Genomic DNA, 18,385 nt, shown 5'->3' on the forward strand with positions numbered 1-18,385 from the left:
ATTGCTTGCACTTTTTATTTTTATCAATTTTCAGGTGGAAACCTTGCTAGAATTTTTTTGATTTCCTTCTCATATGTATCAACGCGAATAAATAAACCTACTTCACCGTTTTCTAATGATTTAGTGGCAATACCAGCAAGTTTTATTTTTCCATTACAATTTATGTAAAGAGGGCATCCGCTATCTCTAGGGTTGATTCCATCAGTTTCTATGCGATTAGAAATTACTTGACGTTGTGGAGGTGCTTTAACTATCAAATGCCTTTTGCTACTACAGTTATAACGGATGTAATTGCTATTGTTAGCAGGAAGTTCTAGATCTACTACACGTTCCCGTTTAACACCACTAACCCCATTTTCATCAATACCATAGCTAACAATTAATCCTGTAGTTGCCCTATCTATTTCTTGTTTAGTAGCTAATATAGCAGGTTCAATATTAATGATGGGTTTGGCAAGAATAAGGATTTCTAAGTCTTCATTCTTTATTCTTAACGGTAGGTTAGTAGGTTTACAAGTAAAGAGTTTTCTGGCACTAGCATTAATTTCATTACAAATTTTCCAAAAATTACTTCTATATAAATTGGATTTACGGAAATGATGAACGGTCAAAATAGCATTATTGGCAATCAAAATACCTGAAGCAAAGGGTTTGGCTCGCTCACTAGATAAAATAGAAAAACAACTTCTTAGATCATAATTTGAAAAATTAGAATCTTGAGGCTTTTGGCTTTTTTATCTTATCTCTTTTTGCGATTACCTCTTTGTCACTAGATTCAGACTTATCTTTTGGAGGTAATGAAAAGACTACATCTAAGCGATTTCTTAATCTATTATGCTGCAAACTTGTTCTTACAGATCTAGCTTTTTTAGTTAAGGAAACTTCGCTTTCTAGTAAACATACAGTTTTTGGTTTTTCTGACTGGTTCTTAACCAACACTTTTCTTTATCATCAATTTGATTCATAAATACCTCATTGTATTCGCCATTATCAGGGGTTATTTTACGTAGGGTGTTTGCTAGTCGGCTTTATCTGCGAACTCATTTGAAGGATCTTCTATGTTAGCAAAAGCATTTTCATAACGAACAATAGCACACATTAAAGGGGGCATAGTTTGTTCCTGATTGTTTAGTTCATCAGGGGAAGGAATTCTTCTTGGTAGCAAATATGGTGTTGATACAGGACGTTCTAATACAGAATAAGTAAGTGCAAAATCTAAATCTCTTTCTCTTTGGAAAGGGAGATGCATGCTAATTCCTTCTAATGGCATATTAGTAATAAATATATTACCTGGCACTGCACCAACTATAGTGTTAGTGTCTTTATCAATTTTTACTTTAAGTTGTAGCTCAAGGGTTAACTCTGCATTTAAATCTAAAGGTTTTTTAATTTTATTGTAAAAGGGTAATATCTATGATCTGGATTTAACTTTGCAGCTATGTGTTGGGCTACTAACTCAACTATATCTTGATATTCATCTTGATATTTTACCTCATTTTTATCTTGCAATTCTTTAGCTATTTGTTTGAAAATTTGTTGAAAAATCTGCTGAAAGTCAGTTGGATCTACTTTGAGATATTTTTCATCTAGTTGTTTATACAAAGATTTATCAGGTTCTTCTAGTGACTGTTTAGCTGAATATTTATTAGCTAATGTTTCAGCTATTGAAGTAACTTTTGATTGAAAGCGATTTTTTTCAATTAGAGGAGTAATTAAATTTATCAAGCTATTTTCTGATAGTTTTTCTGATAATTTAGGTTTTGAGGCGTATTTAATATCTATATCCCAACAAACACAATTAGCAAGTAGTTGAGCTTTTTCGTCAGGAGCAGAAGTGTTATCTGTATCAAACACAGTTTTTATGAAATCAGCAGCACGTCTTGGATCAGTGTTTTGTGAACTAGGAATACTAATTGTACCTGTTTTTATTTCTAATAAAGCACTTAGCTTATTATGATTTCTAATCTTAGTTGGGTCTAGTAAATCAGGATTTATATTTATAGGGTTCCCTTTTTCATCTTTGACATATTCGCGCAAGTTAGGAATAAAATTTTCAAAGTCCTTAGTTTTTTTTAATTGGGAATCTGTTTGACCTACATCGATAATGTGTTTTGTTAATGGGAAAACAAATTCATCTTCAATGATAAACTTATGTGGTTTTAGCTGAGGTAATGGATTTAGCAGTTCTTTTGGAATTGAAAGTAAGGGAATATGAGGAAATAAAGGATCATTAACATCATATTCATAACAAGAAATAGTATTTTCAGGTATTCTGGCATCAGGTAATAAGACTTTTATTGGGACACTAGCTTGTTTGGTAGCTTGTTTAGTAGTTTCTTTTTGTTGATTCTTAGGTTTGTCTATGTAGAAAACACAAAGGCCACGAAAAAAGATTCTTAATTTACCGTTTGGAGGATTTTCTTCATTAATATTTTTAATTAAGTTTGGCATGATTTTTCTCCTTGTAATTTTTTGATTTAATTTCCTCCTAGCAAAACAAAAGCTGCCCAAAATTGGGGAGAATGAAAGCTAGGATCAGAATGATTGATTAACTCTAATTGTGCTTTTTGTAGTGCTTCAACGCTGTCACCTGTTTTAATAAGGTTTTGGTGAAATCTGGTAAAGAGTTCGGCTGAGGCACGATCATTAGCATTCCATAAACTAGCAACTACTGTTGGCACGCCTGCGGCAAGAAATGGTCGTGCTAAGTTAGCAATTCCTTCATTATTAAGATTACGACCATTAGCCGTTTTACAAGCTGCCAAAACAACTAATTTTGTTTGGTTAAATTTCTGTTTATATAATTCATAAGCATATAAATTGCTATTTTGTTTTTTAGCCTCATCTTCAGCAAAAACTAGTTGTGAATATAATGGAGATTGCTCATCCATAATTGCATGACCAGCAAAATGAATTATATTGTAGTTTTCTACTAGGGATAAAAATTTAGCTTTAGTAGCTTCTTTATCTAATAACAAGCTAGAATTTTTATAAAATTGACTAATTTGTTTAGCCTCTATTTCTGAAGCAGGTAAATTTGCAAGATTTGGAAATGATTTTTTATTGAAACTAGGGTTTCCTACAGCCAAAAGATTGTCAGTGCGATTTTGTTTAGCTAAAAGTCGGTTTCTCTCCGAACATTTAATAAAAATTGTTCCACTAGGGCTGACTATAACTTTCTGTTTTTCAATTAAATATTGATTGCTTTTATTATCAAACAACGCAGGAAAAGGTATTTGATATAAAGATTTGCTAGGAATAAAAACTAGAGTTTGTTGTGGAGAAATAAAAGGTAAAATAGGCTGCAAAACTCCTTGATAAAGCTTTATTAACAAAGGTTTAAATAATTCTTTAGATTTGTTTTGTTCTATCAATTTATAAAACTCTTCAATTAAAGAATTTATTTCTTCTTCTGTTAAAGGCGATTTAATAACATTTATTTTGTCTTTTGTAATAGACCAAATATAAAGATCTCCTGATAAAAAGCATAACTAATTAAAGTAATATAACTAGGTATTTTCTAGGGATGAGGATAATATTTCTTCTAAGTTAAAAGGTTTTGCAATACTATCTATAATAAGTTGAGGCTCATTTAATAACTCTATCTGCCTAGATTTGTTATGTAATAAATCTAATAAAACACGAGCTTGTTTATTTTCTAAATAATTAAATGCAATATCAGGATGATTTAGCTTAAGCTGCAATTGAATCATTTCATCATAAACTTCTTGTGGTTTTTCAAAAAAATTAGTACGAAAAACTTCTTGTTTAATATTTTTACGAGCTATTTCAAACTCTTGAATGCTTGCTTTTAGGTCGTTTTCTGCATTTTGGTAATCATTCAAAACAAGGTAAGCACGGGAGCGTAACAAGTAAAGATAAGAAAGTTTTTCTTGTTGGCTTTTTGCTTTAATATAAGTATCAATAATTTTAGTAAAAAGCTGAATAGATTTTTGAGGATTTACTTCTAAACTATATTCACCTTCTGCGGCAGCTAATTCATTTTCTGCACTTAAACGAAATGTTTTATCTGTAAATTGTGAAAGATATGTTTTTGTTTGTTCAATATCTTTTAGCGCAGCAGCATCTTTGCCTTGTCTTGTGATAAGCTAAACTACGCCAGCGCAGCATAGAAAAAAGATTTTTCTAATTTATTTTTCATAGCTATATCAAATAACTCATCATAAAAGTAGAAAACAATTTTAATTCTATTTGTTTTTGTAAAATAAATGGCTAGTGTTCCAATAGATATAGTATTTTGAATAGTGCTTTCTAATTTATTAATACTTTGTAAAGCCTTATAGTATTGATTAAGAACTTGCTTAGATTGACCTAATTCTGTAAGAAGTTGACCATAATTAACAAATGCTATAGATAAATCACTCCATGCGGAAGTTTGTTTTAGAAGTTTGATTGCTAGAGGCATTATTTCTAATGCTTTAGAGAATTGAAATAACTTCCTTTGTTCTTGACTATTAATTGAGCAAGTGCGTCCTAATAAATAAGGATAATTATATTTTTCTGAAAGTAATTTTGTTTTTTCGAGTGTCTCAAAAGCATTTTTATTTTCTAAACTGAAAAAATAACTACGTGCTTGATAAAAATAAATCAATGCTGTAAAAGCACTATCATCATATTGCTTAAAAATGGCTAAAGCTTCGGCTAAAGGCTTACTAGCTTTAGCAGGATCATTATTTTCATTAAGTTTGTAGCCTTCGTTGTAAAGTAAATGGGCTTGGGCGAGTTGGGACAATGCCTTGGCAGAGTTTGGTTGATCATATACTCGGTAAATTGTCGCTAAACCATCGTCTATCATATGATCTTGGTGGATTTCTATTAAGACTTTGCCTATGGCTTGAATAACCCTTAAAACTTCTTCCCCATTGTCAAAATCACGCTCTAAATAGGATGTTGCCCAGCTAGGGAATAATTCCTCTAAAGCATACATTCGAGCAAAATGAGGGTACTCGCTTACTATTTGTTTTACTGTGGTGTAATCACCTCTAAGAACCGCTGAACTAACTTTAGGTTTTTCCTTCTCCCAAAGTGCTGTTAATGTTGGTTGATTAAGTTCATCAATATATTTGTTAATTTCTGCTTTCCATTCTTCAGACTTTTCTTTTCTTAAATACTTATCCCAGTATTTACCCACTGATATAGATAGATAAAGCTTTTGCAAAATTAATGCTTGGTTATATTGGGCTACTAGTAAATTTGGGTCGGCTGTCACCGCGCTATCAATTACAGATAGAGCTTCAAAAATATCTGCTGGCTGCTCTTCGTCGTGGGCGCGGGCTAGGTAGGCTACGGCTAAATCATTTAACAACTCAGCATTGGTTTTAGCTGCTGGAATTTCTTTTAAGGCTTGCTCTAGTCGCTCAATCGCTAAGTTAAACTCATTACGTAAAATATAAATTAGTGCTTTAGCATGTGCAGTTTCTAGGGTGGGAACAACTATGTCATCAAGCATTATTTCAGCCGCTAGATTTCTAAAGGCTTTTGTTTCATTAGCTCTAGCTCTACTTACTTGATCGCTAGATTCTGCTGAACGTGTAAGCGAAAGGGTTGCAGGAATAAATGGGGTTAATTCAGAAAAATATAAATTAGATAAAACTGGGTCAATAAAAATGCTGGTTTCATAAAGCTTATCGCTAGCTGCATTGCTTTCACCACGAGTAGCCGATCTTGGCGAAATAGATAAAGTATTGTTACGCCTAATGGAATTTTTATTATTGGAGTTAGAAGAATCTTTTTCTTGGGCTAGCAGTTCTTTTTTAAGTTCTTCTAACGCATGATTTACTTTGGTTTTTGCTGATGGAATTGGCGCGACATAGGGAGCATAGGCAAATTCACCACTTAGGCGGGCTTCGGTAGTGCGAATTTTTCCTGCGGCTTTTGCTAGTGCTACCATAGCAGTTTCCTTTTTAGTTTTGATATACCAAATCTTTGTTGCCAACATTGCCATAACAGCAAGAGACAACAAACTAAGGATTGTTAAAACATACTTAGGCTGTAAGAATTTCATATAATAAATTTAGTTTTGGATGGGCTAAAAATGTAACCCAATGAATTTGTTGTAGTTAGTGAATTTATTGTAAATCTTTGTTGGTTTTGATTGTTTAAGATAAACTAGCGTCTAGCTTAATATATTTTTCTCGGTTAAAACGCTTGCCATTATATTGCTTAAGCTAAAAAAAAGTCAAGATTTTATTAAAATTTATTATTAAATAAATTAAATTAATACCTAGTACTTTATTAATATAGGTTAAGATTTATTGATAGAGGTTTATTAATATTTGAGTTACACTTAGATTTTTTTGCATAAGTTCTTAACTACATTGTAAATTAAATATTCTGATATTTTAATCTTAAGCCCCAGCGGGGCGGCATATTTGTAGCGTAGGGTTTCAACCCTACGTATTATTTAAGAAATTAAAAAAATATTAACTTAGTTAATTTACGCCATGTTAACTACTTATCTATAAAATTTTCTTTAGCAATAACAAATAAGACGTAAAAAGCTTTTAGATTTGTACAGAGATTTTATAATCCTAGCACACCTTTTTTTGCTAGGATTTCTTTTAATTTTTCTTTAGTGCGAGTGATTATAGTTTGTACATTATTTGTGTTTAGAACGAAGTTTGGAAGTTCTGCAATTTCACGAGCAGATAAACCGTTAATTACATGAAGATTAAAAATAATTGTATCTCGTGCTGCATTAGGGCCAGAGAGTGCAGATTTTAATAACTCTTTTAATTTTTTAGGAATGATTCTTTCTTCAAACATTACATCTGGAGATGTTTCTAATGTTGCAGGCAAAAGCTCGCTTAAGGGTATTTCTTTTTGTCTATCTATAGGTTTATCTAATTCAACAAAAACAGTAGAACGTTTTTGTGCAATTTCTCGGCGGATTTGGTCTTTTACAACGCTATGAACGACAGTAGCTAAATAAACAAACACAGAATCTTCTGTTATACCCTGAAAATCTTTTAGAATTTTTTGATTATTAGCAAATAACTTAAGAAAAACTTCTTGTATAATTTCTGATGTATCTAATTTAGAGTTGCGAGTTTCACGAAAAACACAAACAGTAATATAGCGGTGAAAACGCTTTATAAATTCTTCCCAAACATCAGCATTGTTACTTCTGCAAAGAGCTATAAGCTCAACAGAAGAAATTATCTGAAGTGGTTTATTTTTATCCATTTAGAATATTCCAACAAGATAAATTACTAGGAATCTTATTTATAAATTCTGGTAGACTATCTATTATTTACTCAATAGTCAAGCATTTAGATGTATACAAACAATTTTTTGTATTTTAGCAGGTTTATCCTAATATTATTTTTTATTTATTCTCCTATTCTTTTTTGATTACACTTAAACTATTTAATGATTGTACTTAAAAAGTTTTATATAAAACTTTTCTTCTAAAAAAGAGTTCTAAATAAATAACACCAGCTAAATACTTACATTAGCTGGTGTTTATAAATTTAAGATAACTTTTGTTTGCTAAAAACTAGAAGAGTAGTTTCAAGCCTAATTGAATGTTACGAGGGCCTCCACCGCCTAAGAATGGATTACCAATGCCTACATCAGGAGTTGCAGTTAGTGGTAAAAATCCAATACCGCGACCTGTTTGAGGGTCAATGCCATTAAAACCGGCATCAACAGCAAAGTTTGGAACAAGGGGAGAAGCAAAGTTAGGATGATTAAAGATATTGTAGAACTCTGCACGAAATTCTAATTTAAGCTTTTCTGTTAGCTCAGTCATTTTAGCTACAGAAAAGTCAAAGTTTTTATAATCAGGCCCAACTAAGGAATTACGCCCTAAAGTACCAAAACGCTGTGTACCTGCTAAACAATCTGCTGCACTGCCTGAACCATTTGGATTTAATATGCAAGGAACTCGGAAAGCTGATAAGTTCAAGAATCTATCAGGGCCTTTTGTTCCTGCAAATGGATCACCAACTAGGTCTGGTCTTGGGAAAAACTCGCCTGTGCCATTGAAATCATCAAAAAGATTTACATTAAAAGGGTTGCCATTTCTTAAGGTGACAAGTCCGCCAACTTGCCAACCACTAGTTAATTTCTTAAATCGTTGGCTAAGTGTAGGCAGTTCATAGTTAAAGTTAAAAACAAATCGGTGACGGCTATCAAAATTAGAGCTAGCTCTTTCTAAATCAGGTCGGTTGCTATCATCAGGTTGTGAAGCATTAGGAACATAATCTTGTCCATCGCTAGCATTATCAATGGAATGTCCATAAGTATAAAAAACAGAAGCAGTTAAACCACGTAGATTACGAGTTCCTAAACTAAGTTGTAAAGAGTTATAGCTAGAAATCGATGTAGTTTCTAGTTGGTTAACATAAAAGAATGTTCCACCAGAAGGTGCAAATGGCCCGTTGTCAAATGGACGTGATAAAGAAACTGTTGGGTTAGGTTGGTTGATGTCTCGATAACGGTAGAGTTTGCGACCTTGTGAACCTACATAGGCTATTTCTACAACTACATTCTTAAAAAGTTCTCTTTGTAAAGTAAGGTTGTAGTTTTGTACATAAGGAGTACGTGAACGACGGTCAACAGCAAAAACATCTGAGTCAGTAAAACCGCTAAATACAGGCGCACCAGGAACTAATTGATTTGTTGCTGAAAAAGAAAATAATATTGGGGATTCTCCTGTTGGGTTATAAGCTGGCCCAGGATTAAAAGTATTAAATGGTAGTTGTCCAACAAAGAAATCTTGTGAAAAACTATCATAAAATAGTCCCCATCCAGCACGTAGCACGGTTTTTCCTTTGCCGTTAATATCCCAACTAATGCCAACACGAGGAGCAAAATTGTCTAAGTCTCGTTCATAAAGGCGTTCTATATCTTTACCAACTTGCACTAGCCCACGAGCAGAGTCAAAGTTACTTAAGCGGTCGCGCTCTTCACCAAGCACGCCAAAATAATCGTAGCGTAAACCATAATTAATAAGGACAGTTGGTTTAATACGAAAACTATCTTGGAAGTAAAACCCAACAGAGTTTTGGAAAGTCCCGCGTTGAGAATCACCCATTGCACTACGTCCACCGCTAGGTCTTCCTGCTAGAAAATCGCTTAAAGAAGCAAAATCAATTCTTCCACGATAACCAGCATCAAAAAAGCCGTTGACAAAAGTTCGTCGAAACTCTACACCAAACTTAAAGTCATGTTTGACATATTTTGAGGAAAAATTATCAATTAATTGTAAATTAGTAGCAATTCTACCTCTAGGAAGAGAGAGATTTGACCCTATTGGCTCAATTGAAGAACCTAAATTTGGGTCTTGACGGATTCTAATTACTGGTAGTCCAAAATCTCTTGGGTTAGTAACACCTGTATTTAGACCAATTGCACCTGGGTTAAAGTCGTTATCTTCAGAAAAAAAGTTTTGCTTAAATCGGTTATAACCAAATCTCAGTTCATTAACTTTTGTACTGGAAATGACTTTAACATAGGAAAGAGATGCAATTTGCACTTTAGTTGGTGTAACAGTGTTAAAGCCAGGTAATTTGCTACCTCCAACTAATGCTAGAGGAAAGCTTTGATCACTATCTCCATAGTAATATCTTCCACTAAGTAAATCTTTTGGAGAAAATGACTGGTCTATTTTTACTGTAGCAGCATTAACATCATTACTTGCACGAGTAGCAACAGAAAGATTTGGAGATGGGTCAAAAAGTGGAACTGGAATATTAGGAGTTGGATAAGGGTTTCGGTTAAGAATTTGGGCAATTATTGGATTTTTTACCCCACCTAAAGCAGCAATTTCAGCCGGATCTGGAACACGTGCTAGACTAGTAACGCCAACTCGCTCACGTTGACCTTCATAGTTGAAATAAAAGAAAGTTTTATTTTTTACAATTGGCCCGCCTAAAGCAAAACCAAATTGATTATTACGAAATGCGTTTTGTGGATTTGGTTTAGTGTTAAAAAAATTACGTGCATCTAATTTGTCATTACGTAAAAATTCTAGCACTGAGCCATGAAATTCATTTGTTCCTGATTTAGTAACAATATTGACGATTGCCCCAGAATTACGGCCATATTCAGGAGGAAAATTAGAAATAACTGCTAGTTCTGAAACTGCTTCTAGTGGCAAAATAGTTGCTGGAGTACCAAAAACACCTGCTTCATTAATTGCTGGTAGATTTCGATAGCCATCATTCATATCTGTACCATCTAGCAAATAGTTATTAGCCCGACCACGATTACCATTTACGCTAAAAAGCCCAAATGAGCCTGGAGCATCTGTTACACCGCTTGGATCGCCTGTTGTGCCAGGAGAAATTACTAAAAGTTTAGTAAAATCTCGTCCATTGACTGGTAATCGCTCAATTTTTTTACTCTCAAATATTTGGCCTAATTGGTTAGAAGTTGTGTTAAGTAGTGGAATAGTTGCTTCTACTACAATAGCTTGAGATACTGAACCTAAATTAAGGACTATATCTACACGACGTTCTGAGGCAACTTCTACTACAATATTTTTTACTAATGCAGATTGAAAGCCATCTCTTTCAATTCTGAGTTCATAATTTCCTGTAGGCAGTTCAGGCAAGGAAAAATTACCTGTTTCATTAGTAGTAGTGGTTCTTTCAATACCTGTGTCTATGTTTCTTGCTGTAACACTTGCACCACCAATGACGGCTGTTTCAGGATCTGTAACTGTACCTAATATTGTACCCCGAAATGTTTGTGCTTGTATTGAGCTAGCAAAAATTGTAGTCAGCAATAACAAGCTTAACATTTGCAAAATAGATAACAGTTTGTACTTACTAAGAATTATTTGAGGATATTGCATAAGATTTTCCTCTTAGTTGGTTTGTTTATAGCTTTTATTTGATAAAAAGGATTTAACCATATTAATTGCCCAACCACAACAAATAATAGGTGTTTATTTATATTAAGATTTGCTATCATTTTTCAAAAATTAAACAAAAAATTAATAAAATAACCCCAATAGCAAATTCTTAAAAAGCCTAAAAAGTAACTAGGTATAGTTATTTAATTAATATAATTTTATCTTTGGCAGGTAACTTGTTGTATGAAAAAAAGTTTAATAATTAGATTACTTTCTATTTCTGTTTGTTTAATGGTTAGTTTTTTAAGTCTATCAGTTAGTACAGATGCTCGGTCAAAACAGGAAAAAAATATCACTCAAACAACAAATGAGCGTGGGTTAGGGTTAGCTACAGTAGCAAATTGGCCTACAAGCTCTAAACGCTATGCTTTAGTTATAGGTGTAGAGCAGTATCAAGATAAACAAATTACACCTTTAACGGCTGCCGTGAATGATGCCAAGTTGTTAGCAGATGCTTTAACAAAATATGCTGGTTTTCCTGCTGATCAAGTAGTTTTGCTAGCTTCTGACCAGCCAGCAGAACGCCAGCCAACTAGGGAAAATATCTTAAGACGGTTATCAAATTTAAGAGCCGCAATTCCGCCAGATGGATTATTGCTAGTTTCTTTTGCTGGTCATGGGATAGAAAGAGATGGAAAAGCGTTTTTACTACCAGCAAATGCTCAAGTAAGCGGGGATATTACCTTACTAGAAGATACAGCAATAAGTGTTAATAATATTAAAGAGCGTATTCGTCAAACAGGTGTTAAACAAGTAATGGTAATTTTGGACGCTTGCCGAAATGACCCAACAGCAGGCAGAGCAGACGCGCCCAATAATCTATCAGAAGCCTATACACGCGGTTTTAGCTTTGATGTACGTAATCAGGAAGTAAATGCGTTTGCTACTCTTTATGCTACTAATGTTGGTGCAAGAGCTTATGAAAATACAGAAAAGAAAAACGGTTATTTTACTCTAGCAATAGTTGAAGGCTTAAAGGGTGGTGCAGCAAATGAAAAAGGCGAAGTAACTTTAGAGTCCTTAAAAAAATATGTTCAAGAAGAAGTTCCTAAACGGGTAAAAATTGATTTAGGCGTAGGGAAAAAACAAGAACCCCAAGTTGTAGTTGAAGGCTATAAGGCTAATGATTTGGTGGTTTCTATTACAGTTAATGTAAATGTTAATGGTGCTACTACTAGCACAACAACTACTAATTTAGCAACAAATTCAACAAATTCAACAACTAGTGCAACAACAATTGGAGCAGGGGGTTTAGCACTTAAAACTTATGAATTTAAGACTGTAGACTTAAATATCAACGGAAAAGTTATTAAAGAAGGTACAAAACAAGCTAAAAGTTATTCAGAAAATTTAGCAGAAGGTATTGCCTTGGAAATGGTAGAAATACCATCAGGAAGCTTTTTAATGGGTTCAGAAAAAGAAGAAGAATATAGTGGTAGATATGACAAAAACGAAATGCCACAACATAAAGTTAATATACCGGCATTTTACTTAGGCAAATTTGAAATAACCCAAGCACAATGGAAATTTGTTGCTGCTTTGCCAAAAGTTAACATGGATATAAAAGCAAAACCTTCAGCTTTTCGCGGAGATGATTCACCTGTTGAACAAATAACTTGGGATGAGGCTGTAGAGTTTTGTGCTAGACTCTCAAAACATACAGGAAAAGAATATCGCTTGCCTACAGAAGCAGAATGGGAATATGCATGTCGTGCCGGAACAGATACTATGTATAGTTTTGGGGATAGTATTACTTTAACTCAAGTTAATTTTACAGGAATAATGTCAGGGCATTATCGAGGGCCAGAGCCAGAAGGCTATTTAGATCAGACATTTGCTGTTGGTACAACAAAAGTAGCTAATAACTTTGGCTTATTTGATATGCATGGAAATGTTTGGGAATATTGTCAAGATGTTTGGCATGAAAACTATGAAGGTGCGCCAACTGATGGTAGTGCTTGGTTAACAGGCGGTGATCAAGCAAAAAGAATTGCTCGCGGAGGTTCATGGATTTGTCGAGGTGGGGCTTGTCATTCAGCTTATCGCAATGACTTAGAATTAACTTGGAAGCGCAATGATTATGGGCTACGAGTCGCAATGACCGTTCCAGCCAAGAAATAAAGCTTAGGCTATCTTTAATAACCTGGGGTTTTTGACCCTAGGTTATTAAACTAATTTAACTTCTTTATTTCCTACAGTTATTTCACCAATATGATAACAAGTCTCATTTAAGTTCTTAAAATGGGTCATCACTGTTTCAAAGTTTTCTTTAGAAACAACTACTATCATTCCTATACCCATATTAAACACTCGGTACATCTCATTTTGGTCAATATTGCCGATTTTTTGCATTACTTCAAAAACAGGTAAAACCGGCCAAGTTCCTAAATTTACTACTGCTTGAGTGTTATCTGGCAAGATACGAGGAATATTTTCTAGAAAGCCTCCTCCAGTAATATGAGCTAGTCCATTAACTAAATCTTGCTCAAAAAGTCCTGATAGAGCAGGGAAGTAGTTGCGATGAGCTTTAAGTAAAGCTTCGGCTACAGTGCTATTTAATTCTGGTAAATAACTGTCTACATTATATTTAGCAATATCAAAAAATAGCTTACGTGCTAAACTGTAGCCATTAGTATGTAAGCCTAAAGAAGGAAGCCCAATTAATTGATCACCAGCTTTAATTTTACTGCCATCAATTATTTTATCACGGTCAACAACTCCAAGAATAAAGCCAGCAACATCATATTCACCTGCTGAGTAAAAACCGGGCATTTCTGCCGTTTCTCCGCCAATTAATGGACAATTTGCTTCAAGGCAGGCGCGGGTTATACCTTCAATAATATCTGCAACTACATTTGGAGAAAGTTCACCTGTAGCGATATAGTCCATAAAAAATAAAGGTTTTGCACCTTGAACCGCGATATCATCAATACAATGAGCAACTAGGTCATAACCAATTGTGTTATGAATACCTGTTAGAAAGGCAATTTTTAGTTTAGTGCCGACTCCATCGGTACTTGCAACTAAAACAGGATCTTTCATATTTTGAAAGTTTGTGCGAAAAAGTGCGCCAAAACTTCCTATTTCTGTTAAGACTTGTGAATTAAAGGTTTTACGAGCTAAGTTTTTAATACGGTGTTTAGCTTCATTGGCTGCATCAATGTTTACACCGGCTTGTTGGTAAGTGATTTTTTCCATAATTAAAGCTTAAAGTCTGTTTGGTCAGGGTCGCTATCTTTGGTAAGTTCTTTTAATAAATCTTTGGTGCGTTCTTCAACGCTAGAACGGCTAGCAGGGTCAACAGTAAAGGAAATATCAAAATAATCTCCAGCGCGAGAGCCTTCTGGAAGATATTCTAGCGGAATATCTAAGTTAATTTCTTCTCTATTTACAATAAGCATTACTGCTATATTTGACTCAATACGGTCAATAAATACTTTCATAAAATTATAAAATTATACCTTAAAAAAGGGTTACTAAATGCTTGCTTTATTAAGAATAAAGAATTTAGAATGCTGGCTTAGTATATCTGTGAGTGACTAACACACAAAAGCCTATTTGCCGACTATCAATAATTATGGCTATTAAAGCTAAAGGGAGAATCAAGAACTTATGCGGGGACAACTAAACCAAGATTGTTTACCAGATGTGTTAAGACAAATTTATTTAGAGCGTAGATCGGGTTGTTTAAGGTTAACTCAAGACCATACTCGGAAAGAGATATTTTTTGAGCTAGGAGCAATGGTTTTTGCTTCTAGTAATCGCCGAGAAGACCGAATTGGTGAAAGTATGCTTAGACATAGCACAATTAGCCAAGAACAATTTGATTTAGCTCAAGCTCATATGGGTAGAGGTAAACGTTTTGGTAAGATTTTAGTAGACCTAAAAATAATTTCTGAGCGGGATTTAATTGCTAATGTTACTTTTCAGGTATTAGACATAATTTATTCAGTATTTAACTGGACAGTAGGCAGTTATGAATTTTATGAAGTAGGAAAAACCATTTCTGAAGACCTAAAATTAGACCTATCTACAGCAAGCATTATTTTAGAAGGCGTTCGCCGAATAAGTGATATAGACGTTATTGAGCGTGGGCTAGGGGACTTAAATAGATTAGTTGGGCCATCAACCAACCCACTGCTTAGACTTCAAACGCTTTCCTTAAGACCACTTGAGCGACAAATTATAGATGTTATTAGAGAGCCTTTAAGTTTAATTAAATTACTAGTAAAAGTAAAATCTCCTGCTGAAACTGTTTTAAGGTCTTTATATGGATTGTTATCTGCTGGAGTTTTAGAACGTTTTGCTCCTGCTGAACTTTCACAAGAAAGCGGCAAAATGGAAGTTCCAGAAAAAGTAGTCCGCCAAACTTTAGGAATGGGTGAACCTGTTCCGGTTGTGGTGGCTAGTAACCGGCAAACTGGCGCACATAAAGTTGATGAAATGGCTCTAAGACGACGAATAGATTTAGTAAAAGCTCGAATGAAAGATGGGGATGTATATCAATTATTTGCTATTAATCCAGGGTGTGAATTAGAAGAATTACAAAGTGCTTATTATAAATTAGCTAGGGAATTTCATCCAGACCGCCATTTATCTGCAACTAAAGAATTAAGAAGCGAAATAGATGAGCTATTTACCCAATTAACTAGTTTATATGACCAAGCACGTAATTTGGTAATGGTTGAAACTACAGCAATGCCAGTTCCAACAGGTGTTACAGGCCCAATTAGGCGCAATACTGCACCACAACCGTTAGAAAATCTTCCGCCAACACCAGCACAAAAACAAAGTGCAACAGGGAAGTTTGCTAATGTAGAAGCAAGTCCAGTACAAACTCCTGTAATTGCACAAACATTAGGGCATCATTCTACTAAACCATTACCTAGCTTTGAAGAAAGCTTAAACACTGATACTACGGAAGATGCTGTATTAGAAGATGAAACATTGTCTTTAGGCACAGGTTCTTTAGCTAGCAATTCAAAGCCATTTAGCCGAACAGGTAGCAAGTTAGCTGTTTCTGAGCTAGATATTAAGCTAAAACAAACCATTTTAGATGCTCCTGCAATTACACAGTCTTTAGAAATTGCAAAAGAAGTTGATTCACCTACAGAAGCCTTGGTTAATACTTCTGAGGCGGAAGCTTTGATGGATGCTTTAGATGAACTCTCTCAACTTTCTACGCCTGTTGTTGAGGAAGAAAATTATTCATCTATGACAGAACCATTAGCTTTATCATCAGAAAGCCAGGTTTTAGAAAGTCCTGTTGCTCCAACTACAGTTATGTCAGAAAATACAAGAATGGTTCAAGAAGCACTTTCTACAACTGCACTAGATAATCTTTCTACAGAAGAAGTAATGATGAATTTATCAGAAATGGAATCAGCAACAACTAGCCCGCTTTCTATGGTAGAAACTACGCCTGTTTTAGATGAGCAAGAACAAGCTGAACAGCTTTTTGTTGTTGGACGAAATGCTTTTCAATCTAAAGATGTTGGAGGGGCAGTAAAAAACCTACGTGAGGCTGTAAAGCTTTCTCCTAGGCAAACCCGCTATAGATTATTGTTAGGACATGTTTTATCTAATAACCAACGTTGGCAAAAAGAAGCAGAAGAGCAATTTAACCAGGTCTTAGATATTGAGCCACAAAATGTAATGGCTCATTTAGGTTTAGCTCAACTTTATAGTAAAGTTGGATTGGTTCGTAGAGCAGAAAATGAATTTAGAGAAGCCTTAAAAATAGAGCCACAAAATCCTGTTGCTAAAAAAGGCTTAAAAGCAATTATTGGAGATGACACTTTAGGCGTACCTAGCTTTTTAACTAAATTACTACCAAGTAATAATTAAAATATAAAAATTAAAGCCTCTTTTGAAGCCCTGTAACTAGATTTACAGGGCTTTGATATTTTGTATTAGTTTTCTTCTTTTCCTTTGCGGCCAATAAATAAAAGGCTAATTCCTGTAACCAGCAAAAGGCCACCTAAACCATGAAAGATAATTAAGTATTGTGGCATTCCTAAAGTGCGCTTAACGATAATACCAGTAGCTATTAATGCTAAAGCTAGGACAATGGCAATTATACCAGGTATTTTAGTTTTCATTTTTTCCCCTTAAAGATTTTACTTATTTGTTTTTAGAAATTGGCAAGCAATACGTTTTAACATTTCTACGCCTATGGGCAATGCTTCTTCATCAAAATTAAAAAATGGGCTATGGTGTGGATGAATTAAGCCTTTTTCAGAATTTTGAGAACCAACAAAAAAGAAACATCCAGCAACATTAGATAGAAAATAAGCCATATCTTCACCTGCCATAGTTCGGGCCCGGTCATCAGAAATAACATTTTCTTTTCCAACTACTTCTGCTGCAATTTGTCGTACAAACTCAGCCATATCAGGGTTATTAATTGTTGGAGGCCCAAGGCGTTCATATTCAATATAACATTCTGCACCTAGAGCTTTTGCGGTGCTAATAACTACTTGCTCAAATAGGTCAGGAATCTTTTCATAAGCTTCTTGGCTAAATGTGCGTATTGTGCCGCGAAGTTCTGCTGTTTCTGCAATCACGTTAAAGGCTTGACCCGCATGAAAACTGCCTATAGTAACTACGGCTGAATCCAATGGGTTAATATTACGAGCAACTATACTTTGTAGCATATTGACAATTTGACAAGCTGCTAAAATTGCATCTACGGTTTGATGTGGCATTGCTCCATGTCCGCCACGACCTTTAACTACTAAAGAAAACTCATCTACTGAAGCCATAACAGCACCAGTAATTACACCAATTTGGCCTACAGGCAAACCATTCCATAAATGTAGTCCAAAAGCAGCATCTACTTTTGGATTCTCTAAGACACCCTGTTCAATCATCCTTAAAGCACCGTTTCCGCCTTCTTCCCCAGGTTGAAAAACTACTTTTAATTGACCTGATAGATCGTTAGTTAACGGTACTAGCTGTTTAGAAGCAGTAAGTAAAGCTGCCATATGTCCATCGTGTCCACACGCATGCATTACTCCTTTATGTGAAGAGCAATAATCTAAAAGGTTTTCTTCTGCTACAGGCAAAGCGTCCATATCGGCTCTAAGCATTAGGCAGGGGCCAGGTTTACCACTATTAATTAACCCTACTACACCAGTTTGAGCAATATTAGTTTCTACTTTGTAGCCAAAACTAGTTAACTTTTTAGCTATAAACTCAGCACTCTTTTTTTCTTCAAATTTTAATTCTGGGTGTTTATGAAACCATCGACGGTTAGAAATTAATTCTGATTTGTCGTCAGGGGAAATACTTACAGCTAATGTCATTAAATGTTCCTGCTTTATTAGTTATTTCTTTGGAGAAAATATTAACCAAACTAGCCAAAATTAAGCAACCCATTGTCAGACAAATTTAAGTAAATGAGTAGCCTGGCAAATTAATCTAGGTAGTTTCTAGCTTATTTTGTTGTAATAAAGCTATTTCTTGACCATAACGTAACAGCAATGTTAAAATCCATTA

Annotated in this window: 15 protein-coding genes; 3 read left to right on the forward strand and 12 right to left on the reverse strand. The window is 34.5% G+C overall.

Annotated elements, in window-relative coordinates; translation table 11 throughout:
- Window positions 1-23: 23 nt before the first annotated feature.
- Window positions 24-632 carry a hypothetical protein gene (locus IPK14_23895; protein MBK7996298.1) on the reverse strand — a complete coding sequence of 203 codons (609 nt, stop codon included), beginning with the start codon at window positions 630-632 and terminating at the stop codon, window positions 24-26.
- A 131-nt stretch (window positions 633-763) separates the two neighbouring features.
- On the opposite strand from IPK14_23895, the gene IPK14_23900 reads away from it, so the two are divergent.
- Window positions 764-967: a hypothetical protein gene (locus tag IPK14_23900; protein ID MBK7996299.1), complete on the forward strand. Its 204-nt coding sequence runs from the start codon at window positions 764-766 to the stop codon at window positions 965-967.
- Window positions 968-1,018: 51 nt separating this feature from the next.
- Here the strand turns inward: IPK14_23900 and IPK14_23905 are convergent, their stop codons facing one another.
- The 7 genes from IPK14_23905 to IPK14_23935 form a co-directional block, all read right to left on the reverse strand.
- Complete coding sequence (locus IPK14_23905; protein ID MBK7996300.1) at window positions 1,019-1,297, reverse strand: hypothetical protein; 279 nt, start codon at window positions 1,295-1,297, stop codon at window positions 1,019-1,021.
- A gap of 77 nt (window positions 1,298-1,374) precedes the next feature.
- Window positions 1,375-2,451 (reverse strand): hypothetical protein, encoded by a 1,077-nt coding sequence (locus tag IPK14_23910; GenBank protein MBK7996301.1) that lies wholly within the window; start codon window positions 2,449-2,451, stop codon window positions 1,375-1,377.
- A gap of 26 nt (window positions 2,452-2,477) precedes the next feature.
- Window positions 2,478-3,374: a CHAT domain-containing protein gene (locus IPK14_23915; GenBank protein ID MBK7996302.1), complete on the reverse strand. Its 897-nt coding sequence runs from the start codon at window positions 3,372-3,374 to the stop codon at window positions 2,478-2,480.
- Window positions 3,375-3,509: 135 nt separating this feature from the next.
- Window positions 3,510-3,845 carry a hypothetical protein gene (locus IPK14_23920; protein ID MBK7996303.1) on the reverse strand — a complete coding sequence of 112 codons (336 nt, stop codon included), beginning with the start codon at window positions 3,843-3,845 and terminating at the stop codon, window positions 3,510-3,512.
- 269 nt (window positions 3,846-4,114) lie between these two features.
- On the reverse strand, window positions 4,115-6,025 hold the full coding sequence (locus IPK14_23925; protein ID MBK7996304.1) for a hypothetical protein: 1,911 nt from the start codon (window positions 6,023-6,025) through the stop codon (window positions 4,115-4,117).
- Window positions 6,026-6,543: 518 nt separating this feature from the next.
- Window positions 6,544-7,206: an RNA polymerase sigma factor gene (locus IPK14_23930; protein ID MBK7996305.1), complete on the reverse strand. Its 663-nt coding sequence runs from the start codon at window positions 7,204-7,206 to the stop codon at window positions 6,544-6,546.
- Between the two features lie 313 nt (window positions 7,207-7,519).
- Window positions 7,520-10,825 (reverse strand): TonB-dependent receptor, encoded by a 3,306-nt coding sequence (locus IPK14_23935; GenBank protein ID MBK7996306.1) that lies wholly within the window; start codon window positions 10,823-10,825, stop codon window positions 7,520-7,522.
- Window positions 10,826-11,068: 243 nt separating this feature from the next.
- Between IPK14_23935 and IPK14_23940 the strand changes: the two genes are divergently transcribed.
- Window positions 11,069-13,006, forward strand: coding sequence for an SUMF1/EgtB/PvdO family nonheme iron enzyme (locus IPK14_23940; protein MBK7996307.1), 1,938 nt, complete (start codon window positions 11,069-11,071; stop codon window positions 13,004-13,006).
- 45 nt (window positions 13,007-13,051) lie between these two features.
- Here IPK14_23940 and IPK14_23945 read toward each other — a convergent pair whose 3' ends face one another.
- A complete protein-coding gene (locus tag IPK14_23945; protein MBK7996308.1) occupies window positions 13,052-14,083 on the reverse strand; it encodes a phosphoribosylformylglycinamidine cyclo-ligase in 1,032 nt (343 codons plus the stop codon).
- A gap of 2 nt (window positions 14,084-14,085) precedes the next feature.
- Complete coding sequence (locus IPK14_23950; protein ID MBK7996309.1) at window positions 14,086-14,328, reverse strand: DUF3006 domain-containing protein; 243 nt, start codon at window positions 14,326-14,328, stop codon at window positions 14,086-14,088.
- A 169-nt stretch (window positions 14,329-14,497) separates the two neighbouring features.
- On the opposite strand from IPK14_23950, the gene IPK14_23955 reads away from it, so the two are divergent.
- Window positions 14,498-16,732, forward strand: coding sequence for a DUF4388 domain-containing protein (locus IPK14_23955; protein MBK7996310.1), 2,235 nt, complete (start codon window positions 14,498-14,500; stop codon window positions 16,730-16,732).
- A gap of 65 nt (window positions 16,733-16,797) precedes the next feature.
- On the opposite strand, the gene IPK14_23960 is transcribed toward IPK14_23955, so the two are convergent.
- Both IPK14_23960 and IPK14_23965 read right to left on the reverse strand, forming a co-directional pair.
- On the reverse strand, window positions 16,798-16,986 hold the full coding sequence (locus IPK14_23960; protein ID MBK7996311.1) for a hypothetical protein: 189 nt from the start codon (window positions 16,984-16,986) through the stop codon (window positions 16,798-16,800).
- A gap of 18 nt (window positions 16,987-17,004) precedes the next feature.
- The gene (locus tag IPK14_23965) at window positions 17,005-18,192 is read right to left on the reverse strand and encodes an amidohydrolase (GenBank protein ID MBK7996312.1); all 1,188 of its coding nucleotides are present in this window, start codon (window positions 18,190-18,192) and stop codon (window positions 17,005-17,007) included.
- Window positions 18,193-18,385: the final 193 nt, after the last annotated feature.

It is taken from the genome of Blastocatellia bacterium, assembly GCA_016713405.1.
Taxonomy (GTDB): Bacteria; Acidobacteriota; Blastocatellia; order Chloracidobacteriales; family JADJPF01; genus JADJPF01.